The 21,641-nt window shown below is 72.1% G+C and carries 18 protein-coding genes; 12 read left to right on the forward strand and 6 right to left on the reverse strand.

Features of this window, described 5'->3' with window-relative positions; translation table 11 throughout:
- The first annotated feature begins 288 nt into the window (after window positions 1–288).
- Window positions 289–1,689 carry a chromosomal replication initiator protein DnaA gene (gene dnaA / locus HBH26_RS11875; RefSeq protein WP_168134822.1) on the forward strand — a complete coding sequence of 467 codons (1,401 nt, stop codon included), beginning with the start codon at window positions 289–291 and terminating at the stop codon, window positions 1,687–1,689.
- 4 nt (window positions 1,690–1,693) lie between these two features.
- Here the strand turns inward: dnaA and HBH26_RS11880 are convergent, their stop codons facing one another.
- Window positions 1,694–1,966, reverse strand: a complete 273-nt coding sequence (locus tag HBH26_RS11880; protein WP_168134823.1) for a PspC domain-containing protein — start codon at window positions 1,964–1,966, stop codon at window positions 1,694–1,696.
- 234 nt (window positions 1,967–2,200) lie between these two features.
- Here HBH26_RS11880 and HBH26_RS11885 point away from each other — a divergent pair, with 234 nt between their 5' ends.
- Complete coding sequence (locus HBH26_RS11885; RefSeq protein ID WP_168134824.1) at window positions 2,201–2,650, forward strand: GFA family protein; 450 nt, start codon at window positions 2,201–2,203, stop codon at window positions 2,648–2,650.
- Complete coding sequence (locus tag HBH26_RS11890) at window positions 2,631–3,392, forward strand: alpha/beta fold hydrolase (protein ID WP_168134825.1); 762 nt, start codon at window positions 2,631–2,633, stop codon at window positions 3,390–3,392. The genes HBH26_RS11885 and HBH26_RS11890 overlap by 20 nt, the downstream gene beginning before the upstream one ends.
- A 9-nt stretch (window positions 3,393–3,401) precedes the next feature.
- Here HBH26_RS11890 and HBH26_RS11895 read toward each other — a convergent pair whose 3' ends face one another.
- The 4 genes from HBH26_RS11895 to HBH26_RS11910 form a co-directional block, all read right to left on the reverse strand.
- Window positions 3,402–4,007 carry a hypothetical protein gene (locus HBH26_RS11895; RefSeq protein ID WP_168134826.1) on the reverse strand — a complete coding sequence of 202 codons (606 nt, stop codon included), beginning with the start codon at window positions 4,005–4,007 and terminating at the stop codon, window positions 3,402–3,404.
- Window positions 4,008–4,075: 68 nt separating this feature from the next.
- Window positions 4,076–5,509 carry an AMP nucleosidase gene (locus tag HBH26_RS11900; RefSeq protein WP_168134827.1) on the reverse strand — a complete coding sequence of 478 codons (1,434 nt, stop codon included), beginning with the start codon at window positions 5,507–5,509 and terminating at the stop codon, window positions 4,076–4,078.
- A gap of 135 nt (window positions 5,510–5,644) precedes the next feature.
- Window positions 5,645–5,905, reverse strand: a complete 261-nt coding sequence (locus tag HBH26_RS11905; protein ID WP_168134828.1) for a hypothetical protein — start codon at window positions 5,903–5,905, stop codon at window positions 5,645–5,647.
- A 48-nt stretch (window positions 5,906–5,953) separates the two neighbouring features.
- Window positions 5,954–6,433 (reverse strand): peroxiredoxin, encoded by a 480-nt coding sequence (locus HBH26_RS11910; protein ID WP_168134829.1) that lies wholly within the window; start codon window positions 6,431–6,433, stop codon window positions 5,954–5,956.
- A 93-nt stretch (window positions 6,434–6,526) separates the two neighbouring features.
- Between HBH26_RS11910 and HBH26_RS11915 the strand changes: the two genes are divergently transcribed.
- The 9 genes from HBH26_RS11915 (at window position 6,527) to trxA (ending at window position 20,533) form a co-directional block, all read left to right on the forward strand.
- Window positions 6,527–7,075, forward strand: coding sequence for a YqgE/AlgH family protein (locus tag HBH26_RS11915; protein WP_168134830.1), 549 nt, complete (start codon window positions 6,527–6,529; stop codon window positions 7,073–7,075).
- 140 nt (window positions 7,076–7,215) lie between these two features.
- Window positions 7,216–8,625: an adenosylhomocysteinase gene (gene ahcY / locus HBH26_RS11920; RefSeq protein WP_168134831.1), complete on the forward strand. Its 1,410-nt coding sequence runs from the start codon at window positions 7,216–7,218 to the stop codon at window positions 8,623–8,625.
- Window positions 8,626–8,772: 147 nt separating this feature from the next.
- Window positions 8,773–11,115 carry a sensor histidine kinase gene (locus HBH26_RS11925; protein ID WP_168134832.1) on the forward strand — a complete coding sequence of 781 codons (2,343 nt, stop codon included), beginning with the start codon at window positions 8,773–8,775 and terminating at the stop codon, window positions 11,113–11,115.
- A 121-nt stretch (window positions 11,116–11,236) separates the two neighbouring features.
- Entirely contained in the window at window positions 11,237–11,689 is a 453-nt protein-coding gene (tsaE, locus tag HBH26_RS11930; protein WP_168134833.1) for a tRNA (adenosine(37)-N6)-threonylcarbamoyltransferase complex ATPase subunit type 1 TsaE, read from the forward strand.
- On the forward strand, window positions 11,686–12,657 hold the full coding sequence (locus HBH26_RS11935; RefSeq protein ID WP_209308531.1) for an aminoglycoside phosphotransferase family protein: 972 nt from the start codon (window positions 11,686–11,688) through the stop codon (window positions 12,655–12,657). Before tsaE ends, HBH26_RS11935 begins: the two co-directional genes overlap by 4 nt.
- Entirely contained in the window at window positions 12,654–13,409 is a 756-nt protein-coding gene (locus tag HBH26_RS11940) for a nucleotidyltransferase family protein (protein ID WP_168134835.1), read from the forward strand. Before HBH26_RS11935 ends, HBH26_RS11940 begins: the two co-directional genes overlap by 4 nt.
- A 233-nt stretch (window positions 13,410–13,642) precedes the next feature.
- On the forward strand, window positions 13,643–16,606 hold the full coding sequence (gene addB, locus HBH26_RS11945; RefSeq protein ID WP_168134836.1) for a double-strand break repair protein AddB: 2,964 nt from the start codon (window positions 13,643–13,645) through the stop codon (window positions 16,604–16,606).
- 128 nt (window positions 16,607–16,734) lie between these two features.
- Window positions 16,735–20,163 (forward strand): double-strand break repair helicase AddA, encoded by a 3,429-nt coding sequence (addA, locus tag HBH26_RS11950; RefSeq protein ID WP_168134837.1) that lies wholly within the window; start codon window positions 16,735–16,737, stop codon window positions 20,161–20,163.
- A 46-nt stretch (window positions 20,164–20,209) separates the two neighbouring features.
- On the forward strand, window positions 20,210–20,533 hold the full coding sequence (gene trxA / locus HBH26_RS11955; RefSeq protein WP_168134838.1) for a thioredoxin TrxA: 324 nt from the start codon (window positions 20,210–20,212) through the stop codon (window positions 20,531–20,533).
- 71 nt (window positions 20,534–20,604) lie between these two features.
- Here the strand turns inward: trxA and HBH26_RS11960 are convergent, their stop codons facing one another.
- Window positions 20,605–21,603, reverse strand: coding sequence for an SDR family oxidoreductase (locus HBH26_RS11960; protein ID WP_168134839.1), 999 nt, complete (start codon window positions 21,601–21,603; stop codon window positions 20,605–20,607).
- Window positions 21,604–21,641: the final 38 nt, after the last annotated feature.

The raw sequence follows: 21,641 nt of genomic DNA on the forward strand, positions 1-21,641 counted from the left end.
CGGGTGCTCTCTCATAAAACATCATCTAAACAGCGACTTATAAGAAATCCGACGCGTTTCCGCGGCCGGGGTCGAGTCAATGGGGTTTATTTCGGTTTTGTGGCGGGCGGCGGGCTTGATCGACTCACGCCGCTGTTCCTATCCCTTCACCTCCCGGCGCGGCGACCGCTGCGACGGGTACCGTCGACAGCGTCTTTGGCGTGCGGCGGGACCGGAAGGGGGGACGATCTTTCGGTTGGACGAAGGCACCGCGCGAGCACCCGCTTCGCGGCAGCGGGAGAGGTGTGCGTGGCGCAAGCGAGGACCCGGGACGAGAGCGGTGACGAGCTGGCACGGGCGTGGGCCCGGGTCCGCACGAACCTGCGCCTGTCCGCGGGCGCGCGCCTGTTCGACCAGTGGCTGGCGCCCATCGCGCTGGCCGACGCCTCCGACCGGCAGGACGTGCGGCTGACGCTGCCCAGTGCGTTCATGACGAACTGGGTACGCAACCATTACGCCGAGCGTCTGGTGCACGAGTTCCGCGCGCAGATTCCCGCGGTCCGCACCGTGTCGATCGAGACGCAGCGCGCGGCGGCGGTCGTGACCGAGGTGCTGGCCGAAGCACCCATGGCCGCACCGGCCGTTGCTCCGGTCGCCGCCGCACCGGCCGCGGTCGCCTCCGTTCCCGACCGTCCGCTGCTGGACCCGCGGCTCACCTTCGACCGCTTCGTCGCGGACGCGTCGAATCTGGTCGCGGTGAACGCGGCCCGGGCGCTGGCGGCGCCGGGCCCGGTGCGGTTCAGCCCGCTGTTCCTCCACGGCGGAACCGGGCAGGGCAAGACGCACCTGATGACCGCGATCGGCCATGCCTTTCTCGACGCGCACGCCGACGCACGCGTGCTGATGATGTCGGCGGAGCGGTTCATGTTCGATTTCGTCGCCGCCATGCGCGCGCGCGACACCCATGCCTTCAAGACGCGGCTGCGCGGCTGCGACCTGCTGCTGATCGACGACCTGCAGTTCATCGCGGGCAAGGACGCAACGCAGGAGGAATTCTTCCACACGGTCAACGAGATCATGGCGGCGGGTAAGCGGCTGGTGATCGCCGCCGACCGCGCGCCGCAGGCGATGGACGGCATCGAACCGCGGCTGCTGTCGCGCCTCGGCGCCGGGCTGGTGGCGGACATCCGCCCGTCCACCGTCGACCTGCGCCGCACCGTGCTGGAGCGCCGCGCCGCGGAGGTCGAGGCGCGCGTCCCGTCGGAGGTGATCGAGCTGTTGGCCGGGCGCATCACCTCCAGCGTGCGCGAGGTGGAGGGTGCGCTGAACCGCATCCTGGCCTATGCCCAGCTGACCGCCACGACCATCGACCTGGAATTCGCGATGCAGACGCTGGCCGACCAGCTGCGCGGCGGGCAGCGGCGCGTCACGATCGACCAGATCCAGAAAGCGGTGTCGGATCACTTCGAGCTGAAGCCGCTCGACCTCGTCTCCGCGCGCCGCGCGCGGGCGGTGGCGCGGCCGCGACAGATCGCGATGTACCTGGCCAAGCGGCTGACGACGCGTTCGCTGCCGGAGATCGGCCGCAAGTTCGGCGGACGCGACCATTCGACGGTGATCCACGCGGTCCGCCGGATCGAGGAGCTGCGCGACTCCGACCGCGATGTGGACGGCGCGGTGCGCGTGCTGCTCGGCCAGCTCGAGGGCTGAGCCGTCACGCCGCGCGGCGCAGCGGCTCCTCCGGCATCGCGAACGTCGCGGCGACAGCGGGAGCGGCGGCGGGCTTGCGGCTGGGCGCGATGAGGCGGCTGACCAGCACGACCAGGCCGAGCGCGGCATAGGTCGCCAGCACCGCCTCCAGGCTGAACAGCAGCGCTACGGCGAACCCGACGCGCAGCCAGATCGGATCGAAGCCGAAGTCCTCGCCGATGGCGGCGCACACGCCGAACAGGTTGTCCTTGGCAGCGGGGGCGGGGGTGTCGGTCATCGATCGGGCTCCGGCAGGGGGATGGCGCGATAGCGGCCATCCGTGTTGCCCATCGCTAAGCAGGGCGCGTGCCAGATCGCGAAAACACCGGAAAAGCTTGAATTTTCGTGAAGTCGTCGAGGAAGGTGGCTGGCGTGAGCCGTGGATCGCGCCACAATCCGGCGCGATCCGCCAAGCCTGCGAAAGCCGCGCTCGCCGGTTTACCCGTCACGCCCCGCCCGCTAGCACCGCGGCATGGCGCAGGACATGACCGGCGGATGCCAGTGCGGGCGCGTGCGCTTCCAGGTGAGCGTGGAGGATCCCGCGCGCGCCTACCTCTGCCACTGCCGCATGTGCCAGCGGGCGACCGGCGGCGTGTACGCCGCGCTGATCCAGGTGCCGCGCGCCGCCGTGACGTGGACGACGCGCGAGCCCGACCGCCGCGCCTCCTCGCCGATCGCCGAGCGTGGCTTCTGCGCGGCCTGCGGTACGCCGCTGACCTACGAGGGCGCGGGATCGGACCAGATGGATCTGACCGTCGGCAGCTTCGACGAGGCGGCGCGGCTGCGGCCGTTCGGCCATTTCGGCGTCGAGAGCCGGCACGAGGCGTGGCGCGACACCGTCGCCCTGCCGGACACGCGCACCGACGAACTCCCGAACATCACCGCCAAGTGGATGGACGCCTGTGGCAAGCTCCCCGACTGAAACGCGCTTCTTCGACGGTTTCGACGGCACCCGGCTCGCCTGGCGCGAGATGGGCGAGGGGAGACCGGTGGTGCTGATCCACGGCTATTTCTCCGACGCGGCGACCAACTGGATCCGCTACGGCCACGCCGCCGCGATCGCGGCGGAGGGCTTCCGCGTCATCATGCCCGACCTGCGCGGCCACGGCGAGAGCGCGCGCCCGCACGATCCCGCCGCCTATCCGCCCGACGCGCTGGCGCGCGACGGACACGCGCTGGTCGCGCACCTGCGGCTGACCGACTACGATCTCGGCGGCTACTCGCTGGGCGCGCGCACGACGTCGCGGATGCTGGCGACCGGGGCGACGCCCGGGCGGGTGATCTTTTCCGGCATGGGGCTGGAAGGATTGGTGGACACGAACCGCCGTGCCGGCCATTTCCGCCACATCCTCGACCACCTCGGCGAGCACGAGCGCGGCTCGCCCGCGTGGTTGGCAGAGGCGTTCCTGAAGACGACCGGGGGCGATCCGGTGGCGCTGCGCGGCGTGATCGACACGTTCGTCGACACACCGGTGGAGACGCTGCGCGCGCTGTCGCAGCCGGTGCTGGTGGTCAACGGCAGGGACGATGCCGACAACGGGTCGGCGGCGGATCTCGCCGCCGCCTTGCCTCACGCAACCCTCGTCGAGGTGCCGGGCAACCACATGAGTTCGGTCACCAAGGCCGAATTGGGCCGCGCCATCGCCGACTTCCTGCGCGGCTGACGGCGGCGCTTACTCCGGAATCGTGTTCTCGTCGGCGATCCCCGCCTTGAACGAGGCGGAGGAATCGGTGCCGTCGGGCTGATGGGCCCCGCCCTTCGGTTTGGACGCCGATGCGGGCGGTTTGGGCGTCGATCCGCGCAGCGACAGCAGCGCCGCCGTCGCCGCCGCGCCGATCGCGGCCACGCCGCCGGCGATGGCCGCGGCGCCCCAGCGTCCGCCGACCTTCTCCGTCGCGGTCTCCACCCGCTTGCCCGCGCGAGTCGCGGCCTTGCGCGCGCCCGTGCCCGCGCGCTTCGCCGACTTCTTCGCGCTGGTCGCGGCATTCGACACCGCGGCTCCCGCGTCGCCGGCGGTGTGCGTGACCGCATCCACCGATCGCCCGACGACCGAGCGCGAGGCGGCGCCCCTCGACGGGGTGGAGCGCTTGGCCGTCCGCGGCTTCGCGGCGGCGGTCGTCCCGGCGGTCCGCTTGCGCGTGGTCTGCGGCTTGTCCGCCGCGTCCGTGGTGCCGGCGGCAGACTTGGCGGGCGGCTTCTTGGCTCCGCCCGCGCTGCTGCGCGGCGCGCGACGGCGGGGAGCGGGCGGGGTGGGGGTGTCGGTGGTGTCGTCGGCCATGTCTCGCTCCCACGATGGATCGGTTCGCGCCCGTAACGCACGGCGGGACGATGGTTTCCGATGGGGACTTAGCGGAACGGCGGTTCGTTGAACGCGCGCAGCTTGCGGCTGTGCAGCTTGGGCCCTTCTCTGAACAATTCCTCGCACGTCTCGATGCCGATCCGCATGTGCTCGCTGATCGCGCGCTCGTAGAAGCGGTTGGCCTGCCCCGGCAGCTTCAGCTCGCCGTGGAGCGGCTTGTCCGATACGCACAGCAAGGTGCCGTAGGGGACGCGGAAGCGGAAGCCCTGCGCCGCGATCGTCGCGCTCTCCATGTCGATCGCCACCGCGCGGCTGAGCGAGAAGCGCAGCGCGGAGCGGCTGTAGCGCAATTCCCAGTTGCGATCGTCGGTGGTCACGATCGTGCCGGTGCGCAGGCGTCGCTTCAGCTCGTCGCCGGACTGGCCGCTCACCGTTTCCGCCGCGCGCGCCAGCGCCTGCTGGATCTCCGCGATGGCGGGCACGGGGATTTCCGGCGGCAACATGTCGTCCAGCACGTGGTCGTCGCGCAGGTAGGCGTGGGCGAGGACATAGTCGCCGATCCGCTGCGACGGGCGCAGGCCGCCGCAATGCCCGATCATCAGCCACGCCTCCGGCCGCATGACGGCGAGATGGTCGCAGATCGTCTTCGCGTTGGACGGACCGACGCCGATGTTGACCAGGGTGATCCCGGTGCGATCGTCCGCCATCAGGTGATAGGCGGGCATCTGCAGCCGCCGCCACGCGCTGTCGTCCAGCGCGGCGGGATCGTCGCCGGCCTTGAACAGCACGCCGCCCGGGCCGGACAGCGCGGTGAAGCGGCTGTCGGCGCGGCCCACCTCCGTCGCCGCCCAGCGGACGAACTCGTCGACGTAGCGGTGGTAGTTGGTGAACAGGACGTAGCGCTGGACGTGCTCCGCGGGCGTGCCGGTGTAGTGGCGCAGGCGCGCGAGGCTGAAGTCGGTGCGCAGGCCATCGAACAACGCCAGCGGGCGGGTGCCGTCGATCGACGCCCACAGGCCATCGGCGATCTCGTCGCCAATGTGGGCCAGCTCGGTCGTCGGGAACCAGCGCGCCAGCTCCGCCGCGGACACCGCGTCGAGGCTCAGCGCATGTCCGGCGTCCATCACGTAGGGGAAGGGAATCTCCTGGCCGCCCGGCACGGCGTCGACGGTGACGTCGTAATCCTCGATCAGCAGCGTCAGCTGCTCTTCGAGATAGTCGGCGAACAGCGCCGGGCGGGTCACGCTGATCCGATACTCGCCGGGTGCGGTCAGCCGTCCGAACGAGCGCAGCGGGGCGGGACGGCCGTCGCCGCCGGCGAAGCGCAGGCGGATTTCGGGATAAGCGAAGGCACCGCTGCGCCGATCCTCCGTGCTGGGGACGGAACCATCGGCGATGTAAGCGGAAATGGCGGCCTGTAGCCGGGCGACCGAGGCAGTGTAGAGCCGGTCGAGTTGGGTGACGATGTCGTTGGCGGTCATCGCGGATGATTACGTGCCGCGCATGACGCTGGCAAGACGGGTGTGCCACACCGTCGTGCCGGGCTCGTCCCGGCGTCCAGGGCCACGAGCGATCGCGCCGCGACTCTGGACCCTGGGACAAGCCCGGGGTGACGACTATTTCCTGCCCTTGGCCTTTCCCGCCGGCTTGTCGTCTTCCAGCAGCTTGGCGACGCCGAAGGCCGCGCCGGCTACCGCGGCGGCGACGCCGGCGCCGATCGCGGCGGCGGCGTAGGGCCGCTCCTTCGCGGCGTCGACCGCCGCGGTGGCTGCGGCGCTCACTTTCTCCTGCGCCTGTCCTGCGGCATCGCGCGCGCGGTCGGCGTAGCTCGCCTGCGCCTTGTCGTCGGGAAGCGGCTTCAGTGCGGTGTCGGTCATGACGCTATACTCCGTTGAGATACCGTCACGACCAACGCACCCGCGGCGTCAGAGGTTTCCGATCATGTGCTCGGCGGAGCTCACCTTGAACTCGCCCGGACCCTCCACGTTCAGCGACTCGACGACGCCGTCGTTGACGACCATCGAGTAGCGCTGGCTGCGCTTGCCCATGCCGAACTTGCTGCCGTCCATGGCGAGACCCAGCGCCTCGGCGAAGGTGCCGTTCCCGTCCGCCAGCATCGTGATGCCGTCCGCGTTCGCCGACTTCGACCAGGCGCCCAGCACGAACGGGTCGTTGACCGAGGTGCAGACGACCTCGTCGATGCCCTTGGCCGCCAGCTCGTCCTTCTTCTCGATATATCCCGGCAGGTGGCGCGCCGAGCAGGTCGGGGTGAAGGCCCCCGGCACCGCGAACAGCGCGACTCGGCGGCCTTTGAAGAAGTCCGCGGTGCCGACCGGCTCGGGGCCGTCCGCCGTCACCTTGGTCAGCGTCGTGTCGGGCAGCTTGTCGCCCACGTTGATCGTCATGCCGGTTCTCCAGTGAAGTGCGTTCCTAGTCGCAATGCGGCGGGTTGATTTCAAGCATTCGCAACGCCGCGCGAGGCGCTACGGTGGATCGCGATGTTTCTGACCGGACGATTCCTTCTCGCCATGCCCGGCATCGGCGACCCGCGCTTCGACCAGGCGGTGATCGCCATGTGCCAGCACGACGCGGATGGCGCGCTGGGGGTGGGCGTCGGCGCGACGATCAACGGCCTCGGCCTGCACGACGTGTTGCGCCAGTTGGAGATCGCACCCGGCGAGGCACCCGACGCGCCCGTCCATTTCGGCGGGCCGGTGGAGGTGCGTCGCGGCTTCGTGCTGCACACGCTCGACTGGGGCGGTCAGGACACGATCGACGTCGCCGGTCGCTGGGCGCTGTCGGGCACGCTGGACGTGCTGCGCGCCATTGCGAGTGGAACGGGCCCGGCGCGGTGGGTGGTGGCGCTGGGCTATGCCGGCTGGGGCGCGGGGCAGCTGGACGAGGAGATGACGCGTCACGGCTGGATGACCGTCGACGGCGACGACGCGCTGCTGTTCGACGCGCCCGCAGCGGAGCGCTGGACGAAGGGCTTCGCCGCGGCGGGGGTGGACCCGAGGCTGCTGTCGCCGGAGAGCGGGCGGGCGTGAACCGGCCCGTGACGGGGTGGGCGTCGACATATAAAGATATCTTTATATTTGCTCTGACGGGTCCAGCCCGCTAAAGGCCCGCGCATGTCGATCGGTCGTGCGCGGCCTTGGTCGGCCCTACACCCGTTCGGAGAACCACCGTGGCGACCGCTCCCGTGCTCGACACCAACGACTACGCCATCCGCGACATCTCGCTGGCCGATTTCGGCCGCAAGGAGATCGCGATCGCCGAGACCGAGATGCCGGGCCTCATGTCCCTGCGCGAGGAGTTCGGCGCGTCGCAGCCGCTGAAGGGCGCGCGCATCACCGGCTCGCTGCACATGACCATCCAGACCGCGGTGCTGATCGAGACGCTGGTGGCGCTCGGCGCCGACGTGCGCTGGGCGACTTGCAACATCTTCTCGACGCAGGACCACGCGGCGGCCGCCATCGCCGCCGCGGGCATCCCCGTCTTCGCGATCAAGGGCGAGACGCTGGCCGAATATTGGGATTATGTCGGCTCGATCTTCGACTGGGGGGACCAGACCGCCAACATCATCCTCGACGACGGCGGCGACGCGACCATGTTCGCGCTCTGGGGCGCCAAGCTGGAGGCGGGCGCCTCCTTCGGCGAGCCTGACAATGCCGAGGAGGTGGAGTTCCAGCGCTCGGTGAAGGCGTTCATCGCCAAGCGTCCGGGATACCTGACGGAGACGGTCAAGAACCTGAAGGGCGTCAGCGAAGAGACGACCACGGGCGTCCACCGCCTGTACGAGATCGCCAAGAAGGGCGAGCTGCCGTTCCCCGCGATCAACGTGAACGATTCGGTGACGAAGTCGAAGTTCGACAACCTGTACGGCTGCAAGGAGTCGCTGGTCGACGCCATCCGCCGCGCCACCGACGTGATGCTGGCGGGCAAGGTCGCCTGCGTCGCGGGTTTCGGCGACGTCGGCAAGGGCTCGGCCCAGTCGCTGCGCAACGGCGGCGCGCGCGTGCTGGTGACGGAGATCGACCCGATCTGCGCGCTCCAGGCGGCGATGGAGGGGTTCGAGGTGGTGACGATGGACGAGGCGGTGACCCGCGCCGACATCTTCTGCACCGCGACCGGCAACGCCGACGTCATCACCGCCGATCACATGAAGGCGATGAAGCCGATGTCGATCGTGTGCAACATCGGCCACTTCGACAGCGAGATTCAGATCGCCGCCCTCGACAATTACGAGTGGACCGAGGTGAAGCCGGGCACCGACCTGGTGAAGTTCCCCGACGGCAAGCAGATCATCGTGCTCGCCAAGGGCCGGCTGGTGAACCTGGGCTGCGCCACCGGCCATCCCAGCTTCGTCATGTCGTCCAGCTTCACCAACCAGGTGCTGGCGCAGATCGAGCTGTTCACCAAGGGCGAGGAGTACAGGAACCAGGTGTACGTCCTGCCCAAGCACCTGGACGAGAAGGTCGCCGCGCTCCACCTCGAGAAGCTGGGCGTGAAGCTGTCCAAGCTGTCGCAGAAGCAGGCGGACTATATCGGCGTGCCGGTGGAAGGGCCGTTCAAGCCCGACCATTATCGCTACTGATCGCACCCTTCGTTGCGCGAAAGGGGGCGGTGCCGCGCGGCGCCGCCCCTTTTTCGTATTCCGCCCGCGTTTCGGACTGCCTAAGACCCTGTCGATGAATGCCGCCGCCTCCCGCCACGCGCCCCGTTCCGCGCGATGCCAGCAGGGATGATCGCGATCGATCACCTGACCGCGATCGGCGCGGGCGTGCTGGTGGCGCTGCTGCTGGCGGGCGCGGTGGCGATGCTGGCGACGGGACTGCGCGCGCGCCGCGCCGCGGCGGATGATGCGGCGGCGCGGCGGCGCCTCGAATCGCTGCTGGAAGGTGCGCCGATGCAGCCGGTCGTCGTGCGGCCCGACGGACGCGTGCAGATGCCGCGCCGGGTGGCGGATTGGTTCGGCCTGGATGCGCCCGCCGACTATCTCGACCAGCTGGCGGGCGATCACGGCTGGGGCCTCGACGCGGTGGACGCGCAGGCGCTGCACGCCGACGTGCAGGGCTGCCTACGTGCCGCGCGCGGGTTCCTGCGCACGGTCCATTGCGGCGACGGCGCGCGCGCGCTGACCGTGCAGGGGGACCGGCGCGGCGAGAAGGTGGTGCTGTGGATCTTCGATTCCACCGCGACCGAGGGCGAGGTGCGGACCCTCTCCGCGGAGATCGCCGACCTGTCGCAGGCGTTCGACGCCCTGACCGGCCTGGTGGAGGCGGCGCCGCTGCCGATCTGGTATCGCGACAGCGACCTGCAACTGGCGATGGTCAACTCGGCTTATGTCGCCGCGGTGGAGGGCAGCGACGCCGCCGACGTGGTGGCGCGCGGGCTGGAGCTGGTCGAGGGCGCGGGGCAGGCACAGGCGGGCGCGGCGGCGGCGCGCGATAGCGGCAAGCCGCAGCAGCGCATCCGGCCTGCCACGATCGACGGCGCGCGCCGCGCGCTGCGGCTGCACGACGTGCCGCTGCCGGTGGGCGGCATCGCCGGGTTCGCCGTGGACGTCGAGGAGCTGGAACAGGCCAACGTGCGAGAGCGCCGCTTCGCCGAAGCGCAGCGCGCGACGCTCGACCGCCTATCGGCCGGCGTGGCGCAGTTCGGCCGCGACCGCAGCCTCGCCTTCTTCAACCAGCCGTTCCGCCGCATGTTCGCGATGCGGCGCGAGTGGCTGACCGACCGGCCCGAGTTCGACCGCGTGCTGGAGCGCATGCGCGAGGCCAAGCGCGTGCCGGAGGTGCGCGACTTTCCCGGCTGGAAGGCGGAGCGGCGCAACTGGTTCCTGCAGACCGACGGCGCTAGCGAGGAGGCGTGGCATCTGCCCGGCGGCACGCACCTGCGCGTCGTGGCGCAGCCGCTGCCCGACGGCGGGCTGCTGCTGGTCTTCGAGGACCGCACCGAGCAGGTGCAGCTGGCCAGCGCGCGCGACACGCTGCTGCGCGTGCGCACCGCCACGTTCGACAATCTGTTCGAGGCGCTGGGCGTGTTCGCCGCCGACGGGCGCCTGCAATTGTGGAACAACCGCTTCCGCGCGCTGTGGGATTTCGAGGAGGAGTTCCTCAGCGCGCATCCCCGCGTCGATGCAATCGCCGAGCGGGTGGCGACGCGGCTCGCCAATCCGCAGCACGCGCGCTTCATCGCCGAGCTGGTCCGCTACGCCACCGCCGAGCGCAAGCAGCGCGCCGGGCAGGTGGCGCTGGCGGACGGACGGCATTTCGAGTTCGCCGCCGTGCCGCTGCCCGACGGCAACGCGCTGTTCACGATGCTCGACATTTCCGACAGCCGGCGGATGGAACAGGCGCTGCGCGACCGCAACGAGGCACTGGAGGCGGCGGACAAGGTGAAGACCGCCTTCGTCGCGAACATGAGCTACGAGCTGCGCACCCCGCTGACGTCGATCAGCGGCTTTGCCGAAATGCTCCACGCGGGGTTCGCCGGCGCGCTGACGACGGAGGCGCAGGGCTACGTCGGCGCGATCCTCGATTCGGCGGAGCGGCTGGGCCTGCTGATCGACGACGTGCTCGACCTGACGCAGACCGCCGACAGCGACGCGCTGGAGCGGGCAGACGTGGACATCGCCGCCGTGGCGCGCACCGCCGCGGACGCGCTGCGCCCCTCGGCCAAGCGCCACGCGGTGGACTATACCATCGACGTGCAGCATTCGGTCGGCCGCCTCAACGCCGACCCGCGGCGCATCCGCGAGGTGGTGGAGCATCTGCTGCGCCACGCCATCGCCAGTGCCTCCGCCGGGGATCGCCGCGGCGGCAAGGTGCTGCTGCGCGCCGAGGGCAACGCCCGCACGGCCCGCCTGCTCGTCTCCGACGACGGCGAGGGGATGGACGCGGACACCGCCGCGCGCGCCTTCGACCGCTTCGCCGACACGCAGATCGCGCCGGGCACCGACCGCGCGCTGGGCCTGGGCCTGCCGCTCGCCAAGCAGTTCGTCGAGGCGCACGGCGGCACGATCCGCCTGCAAAGCGAGCCGGGCAAGGGAACGCTGGTGACGGTGGAATTGCCGCGGCGATGAGCGGGAGCGGGGTGAAGGTGAGTGGACCGCCTCGTCGCCACGGGCGTGTCGCGTGGGTCACCGCGCCGCGTAGCCGCACGCTGACGGTGGCCGGCATCATCGATGCAGGGAGGGGCCCGGCATGACGCGGGAGCTGCTCCTTCCCGACGCCGCCGCGACCGAGGCGATCGGCCGCCGGCTCGCGCTCGTCCTGCGTGCCGGCGACGTCGTCACCCTTTCGGGCGGGCTGGGCGCGGGAAAGACCAGCCTCGCGCGCGGCGTCCTCGCCGAACTCGGCCTCCCCGGCGAGGCGCCGAGCCCGACCTTCGCGATCGTCCAGCCCTATGCGCCGCCCGAGGTGCGCCTGCCGGTGCTCCACGTCGATCTCTACCGCATCGACGATCCCGCCGAACTGGAGGAGCTGGGCCTCGACGAGGCGCGGCTCGACTCCGCGCTGCTGGTCGAGTGGCCCGATCGCGCCGCCGGGCGCTGGCCCGACGCGCTCGCATTGTCGCTGACGCCCACGCCGGACGGCGCGCGGCGCTTGACTTGGGATGGTCCCGCGGCATGGGAAGCGCGATGGCGACCGACATGATTCCGCCCGCGCACGCACCCGATTTCCTGGCCGCGCACGGCTGGGCCGGTGCCGCGATCGAGCCGCTGGCGGGCGATGCCTCGTTCCGCCGCTACTTCCGCATTCTCCACGGGCAGCGCCGCGCCATCCTGATGGATGCGCCGCCCCCGCACGAGGACCCGCGCCCGTTCGTCGCCGTGGCGCGCTGGCTGTCGGCGCGCGATTTCGGCGCGCCCGCGATCCTGGCGGCGGACGAGGCGCGCGGGCTCGTGCTGCTAGAGGATTTCGGCGACCGGCGAATGCGCGAGACGGTGGATGCCGACGCCGCGACGCTGGTGCCGCTGTACGAGGCCGCGGTCGACGTGCTGGTCGCGCTGCGCGGCCACCCGGCGGACAACCTGCGCCCTTACGACCGGGCGGAGCTGCACCGCGAGGCGCAGGTGCTGACCGAATATTACTGCCCCGCCGTCGGCCTGTCCGTCGACCTCGACAGCTATCGCGCGGCGTGGGACGAGGTGTTCGCCCGCGCGCTCACCGATGCCCCCGTGACGGTGCTGCGCGACTATCACGCGGAGAACCTGATGCTGGTCGGGGACTCCAACCGCTTGGGCCTGCTCGACTTCCAGGACGCGCTGGCCGGGCATCCCGCCTACGACCTCGTCTCGCTGCTGCAGGACGCGCGGCGCGACGTGGAACCGTCGATCGAGGAGGCGATGCTGCGCCGCTACCGTGCCGCGACGGGAGAGGGCGAGGCGTTCATGGATGCCTATCACGTGCTCGGCGCGCAGCGGAACGCGAAGATCGTCGGCGTCTTCACCCGCCTGTGGAAGCGCGACGGCAAGCCGCGCTACCCGGCGCTGTGCCCGCGGGTGTGGGGATATCTGGAACGCGACCTGAGCTATCCGGTGCTGGCGCCGGTGGCGCGATGGTTCGCGGCGAACATCCCGCCCGAGCTTCGCGGCGACCCGATGGTGCTGGCCCGCGCATGACCCGCCCGCGCTACATCCGGCCGACACCCGGCGGCAGCGTGCCGAAGACGGCGATGGTGATGGCGGCGGGGCTGGGGAAGCGGATGCGCCCGCTGACGGCCACCCGGCCCAAGCCGCTGGTGGAGGTGGCGGGCAAGGCGCTGCTCGACCACGTGCTCGATCGGCTGCGCGCCGCGGGCGTGGAGCGGGTGGTCGTCAACGTCCATTACCTCGCCGACGCGCTGGAGGCGCATCTTCGCCACCGCGTCGACGGACTGGAGGTGATCGTCTCCGACGAGCGCGCGCAGCTGATGGAGACCGGCGGCGGGCTGGTGAAGGCCCGCGCGCTGATCGGCGACGAGCCCTTCGTCTGCGTCAACAGCGACAATCTGTGGATCGACGGCCCCACCGACGCGATCCGCCTGCTCGCCTCGCGCTGGGACGCGGAGACGATGGACGCGCTGCTGCTGATGGTGCCCTACGCCCGCGCGCACAATCATCGCGGGCAGGGCGATTTCCGGCTGGCGGCGGATGGGCGCATCACCGGTCGGCGCGGACGCAACCGCGTGGCGCCGTTCGTGTGGACGGGCGTGCAGATCCTCCACCCGCGGCTGATCGCCGACTGGCCCGCGGGGCCGTTCTCGACCAACCTGTTCTGGGACCGCGCGATCGCCGCCGGCCGCGCCTTCGGCCAGGTGCACCAGGGATTGTGGTTCGACGTCGGCACCCCCGCCGCGATCGGCCGGACGGAGGCGATCCTGTCGGATGGGTGATCCTGCCGAGATGACGTCGAGGTGGTGCACGCGGAGGCGCGGAGGCGCCGAGCAGAAGGAAGCAAGGCTGTCTAGCGGAAGCGAGACCTTCCTCACCCACGGTCCAGCGATTGGGCCGTTCGCGACGGCCCGGAGGAGTGCGACAAGGGAGACATCTCCGCGTCTCCGCGCCTCCGCGCGAACCCTCACGACGGCGCCGGGGGCCACGCCCCGGGTGACGACTTGACCGGCTGATGCCGCGCCCGCGCCTCTACACCATCCCCGCGCACCGCGCCTTCGCCGACGCGCTGGTCGCCGGATTGCTGCGCCGGACGGGGGGCGATGCGCTCGCGCTCGCGCGCGGGATCGTGCTGGTGCCGAACAACCGCGGCGCGCTGGCGGTACGCGACGCGTTCGTGCGCGCGAGCGGCGCGGGGCTGGTCCTCCCGCGGATCGTCGCGCTGGGTAGCGACGACCTCGGCGAGGCGGTCGGCGCCGCGCTCGACCCGGCCGATGCGGAGCCGCCGGTGCCCCCCGCCATCGCGCCGCTGAAGCGCCGCATGGCGCTGGCGCGGCTGGTGGAGGAGGAGCGCGCCGCCGCCGGGCGCCCCGTCGACGCGGCGGAGGCGGTGCGGCTGGCGGGCGAACTGGCGCAGACGCTGGACCAGCTGGCGCTGGAGGACGTGGCGCCCCGCCGGCTGGCGGAGATCGATCCCGGGGAGGCGCTGTCCGACCATTGGGAGGCGGCGCTGCGGCTGTTCCGCCTGCTGCTGGACCGCTGGCCGGCGGAGCGCGCCGCGCTGGGCGGCATCGACCCGGCCGAGCGCCGCATCCTGCTGCTGCGGCGGCAGGCGGAGCGCTGGCGCGCGGCGGCCCCGGCGGGGTTCGTCTGCGCGGCCGGCATCACCGACGCCGCCCCCGCCGTCGCCGAACTGCTGCGCGTGGTAGCCGAGTTGCCGCAGGGGATGGTCGCCTTCGCCGGGCTCGACAAGGACATGCCGGAGGAGGAGTGGGAGGCGCTCGGTCCGCACCTGCCCGATCCCGTCACCGGCCGCACCCGCCGCGCGATCGAGGTGCATCCGCAATTCGCGCCCAAGCTGCTGCTCGCGCGCATGGGTGTTGCACGCGACGAGGTGGCGCGCTGGCCCGATGGCAGCGAGCATGATGCGGCGCCTGCGCGCGGCCGCGCCATCGCCGACGCGCTCGCCCCCGCCGCCTTCACCGGCAAGTGGACCGGACTGCCCCCCGCCGGCCGCCGGCTGGACGGCGTGGAGGCGGCCGAACTCGGCACCCCGGCGGAGGAGGCGCAGGCGGTCGCCCTCCGCTTGCGCGGCGTGCTGGAAGAGGAGGGGCGCACCGCCGCCCTGGTCACGCCCGACCGCGCGCTGGCGCGGCGCGTGGCGGCGCACTGCCGGCGATGGAACATCGACGTGGACGACAGCGCCGGGCGCCCGCTGTCGATCCTGCCCCCCGGCACCCTGCTGACCGCGATCGTCGAGGCGGCGGCGCAGGATTTCGCGCCGCTGCCGCTGCTGACGCTGCTGAAGCATCCGCTGGTGCGCAGCCAGGCGCGGTCGGACTGGCTGGAGGGCGTCCGTCGCCTCGACCGCGCCTTGCGCGGTCCGCGGCCGGCGCCGGGCCTTGCCGGGATCGACGCGCACCTTCGCGACGGGCCGGAGCGCGAGCGCCACGTCCGCGTCGCGGCGGCGGCGTGGTGGCCCGAGGCGCGCGCGCTGCTGGAGCCGCTGGCGGCGGGCTTCGGCGCGGAGGCGGCACCCTTGCCCGCCCTCGTCGCCTGCCTGCGCGAGGCGGCGAGCGCGCTGGCGGGGGAGGAGGCGTGGCGCGGCCCCGCCGGGCGCGCCGCGGCGGACCTGCTCGCCGATCTCGAGGAACAGGCGCCGCTCGGCCCCGCGCGGGTGGAGAAGGGCGGCTTCGCCCCTTTGCTGCGGCTGCTGATGGACGAGGTGGCGATCCGCCGTCCGCCCGGCGATCGCCACCCGCGGCTCGCCATCTACGGCCTGATGGAGGCGCGGCTGCAATCGGCCGACGTCATGATCCTCGCCGGGCTGAACGAGGGCGTGTGGCCGGGCATCCCGGCGCCCGATCCGTGGCTTGCGCCGCGCATCCGCAGCGAACTGGGCCTGCCCGGGCTGGAGCGGTCGATCGGCGTCGCCGCGCACGACTTCGGTCAGGCGCTGGGCGCGCCGCGCGTGCTGATGACGCGCAGCCGCCGCGACGTGCGCTCGCCCGCGCTCGCCTCGCGCTTCTGGCTCAGGCTGGAGGCGATGGCGGGCGAGCGGTTCGCGCGCGCGCGCGACCTGGAAGGCTGGGCCCGCGCGCTCGACGACGGCGGCACGCCGCGCCCGGCGTCACGGCCGGCGCCCGTGCCCGCCGCCGCGCTGCGCCCGCGCCGCATCTCCGTCACCGAAGTCGACCGGCTGAAGGCCGATCCCTTCGCCTTCTACGCGCTCCGCATCCTGAACCTCTCGGCACTGGACGCGGTGGACGCCGATCCCAGCGCCGCCTGGCGCGGCACCGCGGTCCATGCCGTGCTGGAGGCGTGGGCGCGCGAGGACGCGTGCGATCCCGCCGCGCTGCCGCGCCGCGCCGCCGCGCTGCTGGACGATCCCGCCGCCCACCCGCTGCTGCGCGCGCTGTGGCAGCCGCGCCTGCTCGCCGGCTTCGACTGGATCGCCGCGCGCACCGCGGCGGAGCAGGCGGCGGGCCGGCGCGTGCTGTCGGTCGAGGGGCAGGGCGGCGCCGTGGTTGCCGGGGTCGAGCTATCCGGCCGCTACGACCGGATCGACCGCATGGCGGACGGCGGGCTCGGCATCGTCGACTACAAGACCGGCAAGGCCCCCTCCACCGCGGCGGTACGCGGCGGCTTCAACCTGCAGCTCGGCCTGCTCGGGGCGATCGCGGAGGCGGGCGGCTTCCCGTACGTCGAAGGGCGCGCGACCGCCTTTGAATATTGGTCGCTGGCGAAGAAGGACGACGCCTTCGGCCAGGTGACCAGCCCGGCCGATCCGGCGGGAAAGGGCGGGCGGATCGTCACCGACGACTTCGTGCGCGCGGCGGTGGACAGCTTCGCCGACAGCGCACGCAAGTGGCTGCTCGGCGAGGAGCCGTTCACCGCCAAGCTGCATCCGGAATTCGCTCCCTATGCCGAATACGACCAGCTGATGCGGCGGGACGAATGGTATGGCCGTGATCGCTAGCCGCGTCGCTCCGCCCCGGCGGACGCCGGGCCCCAGGTGGGCGAACCGGTGTGATGCAGGTCTCGTGCTGCCATGTGCCGTTGCGAACCGGACCCCGGCGTTCGCCGGGGTGGAGGAGTGACGGATCCATGACCGGCGCCGTCCGCCCCCTGCCGACGCTGAAGGGCGAGCAGCTGCGCGCCTCGCGCCCCGACGCGCACGTGTGGCTCTCCGCCTCCGCGGGCACCGGCAAGACGCAGGTGCTGGCCGCGCGCGTTTTCCGCCTGCTGCTTCGCGGGGTCGATCCGGGCGCCATCCTGTGCCTCACCTTCACCAAGGCGGGCGCGGCGGAGATGGCGACGCGGATCAGCCGGCAGCTGGCGCATTGGGTCCGCGCCGACGAGAAGGCGCTGTTCGACGACCTGCGTGCGCTCGGCGAACCCGGAGGGCCGGCGCAGCGCGGCGTGGCGCGGACGCTGTTCGCCAAGGTGCTCGACGCGCCCGGCGGCGGGCTGCGCATCCAGACGATCCACGGCTTCTGCCAGTCGCTCCTCGGCGCCTTCCCGATCGAGGCGGGGCTCGTCCCCGGCTTCCGCCCGATCGAACCCCGCGAGGAGGCGCTGCTGCGGCGGCAGGCGCTGTCCGACCTGCTGGTCGACGCCGAGCGCGAGGGGCGCCGCTCCGTCACGGAGACGATCGGCGCGCTGAGCGTGCGCCTCGGCGAGCAGGGCGCGGAGGGTTACCTCGCCGCCTGCGCGCGCGCCGGCGATGCACTGGAGGCGCTGCCGAGCGGCATCGCACCGTTCGTGCGCGGGCAGCTGGGCGTGCCGCTGGGCGACATCGACGCGGCGGTGGCGGGGGGGTGCGACGCGCTCGACCGCGACGGCATCGCGCGCCTCGCCGCCGCCAACCGCGCCTGGGGCACCGCCACCGGCACCGGCCACGCCGAGACGATCCACGCGTGGCTGGCGGGCGACCTGCCCGCGCGCGTCGCCGGGCTGGAGGCGCTGATGGCCGTGGTCCGCACCGGCAAGGGCGAGCCGCGCAAGGCTGCGGCGAAGCTGGTCGCTGCCGAGGCCGATTACGAGGCGCTGGCCGCGACGCTGGGCGAGGGCTGCGCCGCGCTGCTGGCCCTGCGCGTCCGCGCCGCCTATGCCGACCTGCTCGGCGCCGCGCTGGAGGTGGGGCGCGAGTATGCGCGCGGCTATGCGGCGGCGAAGCGGCGCGCAGGGGCGGTCGACTTCGACGACCTGATCCGCGCGGCGGTCGACCTGCTGCGCCAGCCCGGCATCGGCGAGTGGATCCGGTACAAGCTGGACCAGGTGACCGAGCACGTGCTGGTGGACGAGGCGCAGGACACCAACGTCGCGCAATGGACGATCGTGCGCGCGCTGGTGGACGAATATTTCGTGGGTCGCGGCGTCTTCGCGCCGTCCGTCCGCACGCTGTTCACCGTCGGCGACCTGAAGCAGGCGATCTTCGGCTTCCAGGGCACCGACCCCGTCTTCTTCCAGGCGGCCGAGGCACATTTCGCGCGCGCGGCGGCGTCGGTGGAAGGCGACGATCTGATGCCGGAGGACGAGCGCGGGCTGCCGTTCGACCGGCTGTCGCTGACCGATTCGTTCCGCTCGACCGCGCCGGTGCTGGAGTTCGTGGACCAGGCGATCGCGACCGTCGGCGCGCCGAACCTGGGGACCGACGCGGTGCCCGCCCATGCCAGCCGCGTCGACGGGCCGGGTGAGGTGGAACTGTGGCCCGCCATCGCCGCCGGTGCGACCGAGGGCGACGACTCGGGGGAGGAGGGCTGGATCGAGGATGCGGTGCGCGAGAACGCCACGCGCATCGCGCGGCAGGTGCGCCGCTGGCTGGACGAGCCTTTGTGGCTGGGCAGCAAGGGACGCGCGCTGCGGCCGGAGGACGTGATGATCCTCGTCAAGCGGCGCGGCGAGCTGGCGCAGCTGCTCGTCGCGCGCCTCTATGCCGAGGGGGTGCCGGTGGCGGGCGTCGACCGGCTGCGGCTGGCCGCGCCGCTGGCGGTGCAGGACCTGCTCGCCGCGGTGCGTTTCGTGCTCCAGCCCGACGACGACCTCAGCCTCGCCAGCCTGCTCGTGTCGCCGCTGATCGGCTGGACGCAGGACGAGCTGATGGCGCGCGCGATCCCGCGGCAGGGATCGCTCTGGCGCCATCTCCAGCGCACCTGCGGCGACCGGCTGGAGCCGCTGCGGGCGATGCTGGCGAATGCGGACTTCGACACGCCCTATCGTTTTCTCGAGCTGATCCTGTCCGGTCCGCTCGACGGTCGGCGCAAGCTGCTGGCGCGGCTGGGCGAGGAGGCGCGCGACCCGATCGAGGAGCTGCTGAACGCCGCGCTCGATTTCGAGACGAACACCACGCCCTCGCTCCAGCGCTTCCTCGACTGGTTCGAGCGCGACGAGGTGGAGATCGTGCGCGACGCTGCCGCGCCGCTCGACGCGGTGCGTGTGATGACCGCGCACGGCGCCAAAGGGTTGCAGGCGCCGCTGGTGATCCTGGCCGACGCGACGGTCGATCCGGACAGCAGCCCGCGTTCCGTGGTGATGTGGACGCCCGACGGCGTGGATGCCGCCATCCCCGTCTTCCGCCCGCGCAAGGCCGAGCGGGCGGGCGCGGTCGACGCGGCGCTGGCGGCGGTGGAGACGCGCGAGCGGCAGGAGCATTGGCGGCTGCTCTACGTCGCTGCCACCCGCGCGGAGGAACGGTTGGTCATCGCCGGCGCGCTCGGCCCCAAGGCCAAGGGCGTGCCGCCCGAGGCGAGCTGGTACGCCGCCGCCGCGCGGACGCTGGACGCGCTGGGCGTTACGGCACCCGAGGGCGAAGTGCGCCGCTTCGCCGGCGGCACGCCTCAGCCCGCGGTGAAGTCGCGCGAGGCGTCGGCGACGGCAACGGCCGTCGCGCAGCCGCTGCCCGACTGGGCGCGCACCGACGCGCCGCGCCCGCCGCGCCCCACCCGCCCGCTCGCGCCGTCGTCGCTGGGCGACGATAGCGTCGCCGACGCGCCGCCGACGCCGGCGATGCGCGCCGCGGCGGAGCGTGGACGGCTGATGCACGCCCTGTTCGAGCGGCTGCCCCCGCTCGCGCCCGCGCAGCGCCGTGCCGCCGCGATGCGGTGGCTCGCCGCGCGCACCGACGATGCGGCGGCGGTGGTGGAGCCGGTGATGGCCGTGCTGGACGATCCCGCGCTCGCCGAGCTGTTCGGTCCCGATGCGCTGGCGGAGGCTCCGATCAGCGCCACGCTGCCCGACGGCCGCGTGATCGCCGGCACGGTGGACCGCCTGCTGCTGGATAAGGCGCGCGTGCGCGTGATCGACTACAAGACCGGGCGCCGCGTCCCCCCCGACGCCGACGCGGTGCCGGACTATCACCTGGCGCAAATGGCGGCCTATCGCGCCGCGCTGGCCGTCATTTTTCCCGGTCGCGCGATCGAGGTGGCGCTGCTCTACACCGCCGGGCCGCAGCTGATCGAGCTTCCCGACGCGCTGCTGGCCGCGGCCAAGCCGCGCTTCGCGGCGAGGGAGCAAAGCTTGGGTCCCGCCGGTTGAGCCCTCACCGGATCGATCCTAGCTAGGCGACGAAGGAGATGAGAGAATGGCGACCAAGAAGATCACCGACGCCAGCTTCCAGGCGGACGTGCTGAACGCGGACAAGCCGGTGCTGGTCGATTTCTGGGCGGAATGGTGCGGGCCGTGCAAGATGATCGGGCCCAGCCTGGAGGAACTGTCCGAGGAGCTCGGCGAGCAGGTGACGATCGCGAAGATCAACATCGACGAGAATCCGGAGGCGCCGGGCAATTACGGCGTGCGCGGCATCCCCACGATGATCCTGTTCAAGGCCGGTGCCCCCGCCGCGACCAAGGTGGGCGCGGCGCCCAAGGGGCAGATCAAGGGCTGGCTGGAGAACGAACTGGCCTGAATCCGGGCGTCACCCTCACCCTTCCCCTCCCGGTCCACGATGGGAGAGGGAGGGGAGGGTGAGGACAAGGACTACGGGTTCCCCTTGCCGCCGTGCGCGCCCACAGCGGTGCCGGTGGAGAAACTGGCCTCGTCGCTCGCCAGCATGACGTAGAGTGGCGCGAGTTCCGCCGGCTGCCCCGCGCGGCCCAGCGGCGTGTCCTGGCCGAACTCGCCCAGCTTGCCCGGCAGCTGCCCGCCGGCCACCTGAAGGGGCGTCCAGATCGGGCCGGGCGCCACCATGTTCACGCGGATGCCCTTTTTCGCCAACTGCTTGGCCAGCCCCTTGGTGAAGATCAGGATCGCCCCCTTGGTCGAGGCATAGTCGAGCAGTTCCTCGCCGGGATCGTAGCTGTTGACCGACCCGGTGTTGATGATGACCGAGCCGGGGGGCATCGACGGGATCGCCGCCTTGCTGATGCGGAAGATCGCGAAGATGTTCGTCTCGAACGTGCGGACGAACTGGTCGTCGCTGATCTGCGAAATGTCTTCCTTGCTCTGCTGATAAGCCGCGTTGTTGACGAGAAGGTCGAGGCCGCCGAGCGCGCGGACCGCGTCGGCGACCAGCTTCGTGCAGGCGCGCTCGGTCCGGATGTCGGCGGGCAGCAGCACCGCCTTGCGCCCCGCCGCCTCGATCAGCGACTTCACCTCGCGCGCGTCGGGCTCCTCGGTCGGGTAATAGTTGATCGCGACGTCCGCGCCCTCGCGCGCGAAGGCGATGGCCGCGGCGCGGCCGATGCCCGAGTCGCCGCCCGTCACCAGCGCCTTGCGTCCCGCCAGCCGGCCCGATCCGCGGTACGTCTTCTCGCCGCAATCGGGCACGGGGGTCATCTTGGATTGCAGCGCGGGCCAGGTCTGCTTCTGCTCTGGGAAGGGCGTGCTCGTGTACTTGCTGCGGGGATCGCGGATCGCGACGGTCCCGCTGCCCTGTCCGGTCACCGCGCCCTGTGCCTGCGCCGGAGCCGTCGCCGCCATCCCCGCGGCCGCCGCCGCACCGCCCAGCACCGTCCGGCGGGTCGTTCCTTCGCTCATCACCTGTCTCCGAGAGTTTTCACCGCAACGGGCGAAAA

This window comes from Sphingomonas corticis, from assembly GCF_012035195.1.
In the GTDB taxonomy this organism is placed as follows: domain Bacteria; phylum Pseudomonadota; class Alphaproteobacteria; order Sphingomonadales; family Sphingomonadaceae; genus Sphingomonas; species Sphingomonas corticis.

What these genes read in the sequence shown, in the direction of transcription:
- HBH26_RS11880 (WP_168134823.1), bottom strand. Translation starts at nt 1,966, where the DNA reads ATGACCGACACCCCCGCCCCCGCTGCCAAGGACAACCTGTTCGGCGTG.
- HBH26_RS11885 (WP_168134824.1), top strand. Translation starts at nt 2,201, where the DNA reads ATGGCGCAGGACATGACCGGCGGATGCCAGTGCGGGCGCGTGCGCTTC.
- HBH26_RS11895 (WP_168134826.1), bottom strand. Translation starts at nt 4,007, where the DNA reads ATGGCCGACGACACCACCGACACCCCCACCCCGCCCGCTCCCCGCCGT.
- HBH26_RS11900 (WP_168134827.1), bottom strand. Translation starts at nt 5,509, where the DNA reads ATGACCGCCAACGACATCGTCACCCAACTCGACCGGCTCTACACTGCC.
- HBH26_RS11905 (WP_168134828.1), bottom strand. Translation starts at nt 5,905, where the DNA reads ATGACCGACACCGCACTGAAGCCGCTTCCCGACGACAAGGCGCAGGCG.
- HBH26_RS11910 (WP_168134829.1), bottom strand. Translation starts at nt 6,433, where the DNA reads ATGACGATCAACGTGGGCGACAAGCTGCCCGACACGACGCTGACCAAG.
- HBH26_RS11915 (WP_168134830.1), top strand. Translation starts at nt 6,527, where the DNA reads ATGTTTCTGACCGGACGATTCCTTCTCGCCATGCCCGGCATCGGCGAC.
- HBH26_RS11925 (WP_168134832.1), top strand. Translation starts at nt 8,773, where the DNA reads ATGATCGCGATCGATCACCTGACCGCGATCGGCGCGGGCGTGCTGGTG.
- tsaE (WP_168134833.1), top strand. Translation starts at nt 11,237, where the DNA reads ATGACGCGGGAGCTGCTCCTTCCCGACGCCGCCGCGACCGAGGCGATC.
- HBH26_RS11935 (WP_209308531.1), top strand. Translation starts at nt 11,686, where the DNA reads ATGATTCCGCCCGCGCACGCACCCGATTTCCTGGCCGCGCACGGCTGG.
- HBH26_RS11940 (WP_168134835.1), top strand. Translation starts at nt 12,654, where the DNA reads ATGACCCGCCCGCGCTACATCCGGCCGACACCCGGCGGCAGCGTGCCG.
- addB (WP_168134836.1), top strand. Translation starts at nt 13,643, where the DNA reads ATGCCGCGCCCGCGCCTCTACACCATCCCCGCGCACCGCGCCTTCGCC.
- addA (WP_168134837.1), top strand. Translation starts at nt 16,735, where the DNA reads ATGACCGGCGCCGTCCGCCCCCTGCCGACGCTGAAGGGCGAGCAGCTG.
- trxA (WP_168134838.1), top strand. Translation starts at nt 20,210, where the DNA reads ATGGCGACCAAGAAGATCACCGACGCCAGCTTCCAGGCGGACGTGCTG.
- HBH26_RS11960 (WP_168134839.1), bottom strand. Translation starts at nt 21,603, where the DNA reads ATGAGCGAAGGAACGACCCGCCGGACGGTGCTGGGCGGTGCGGCGGCG.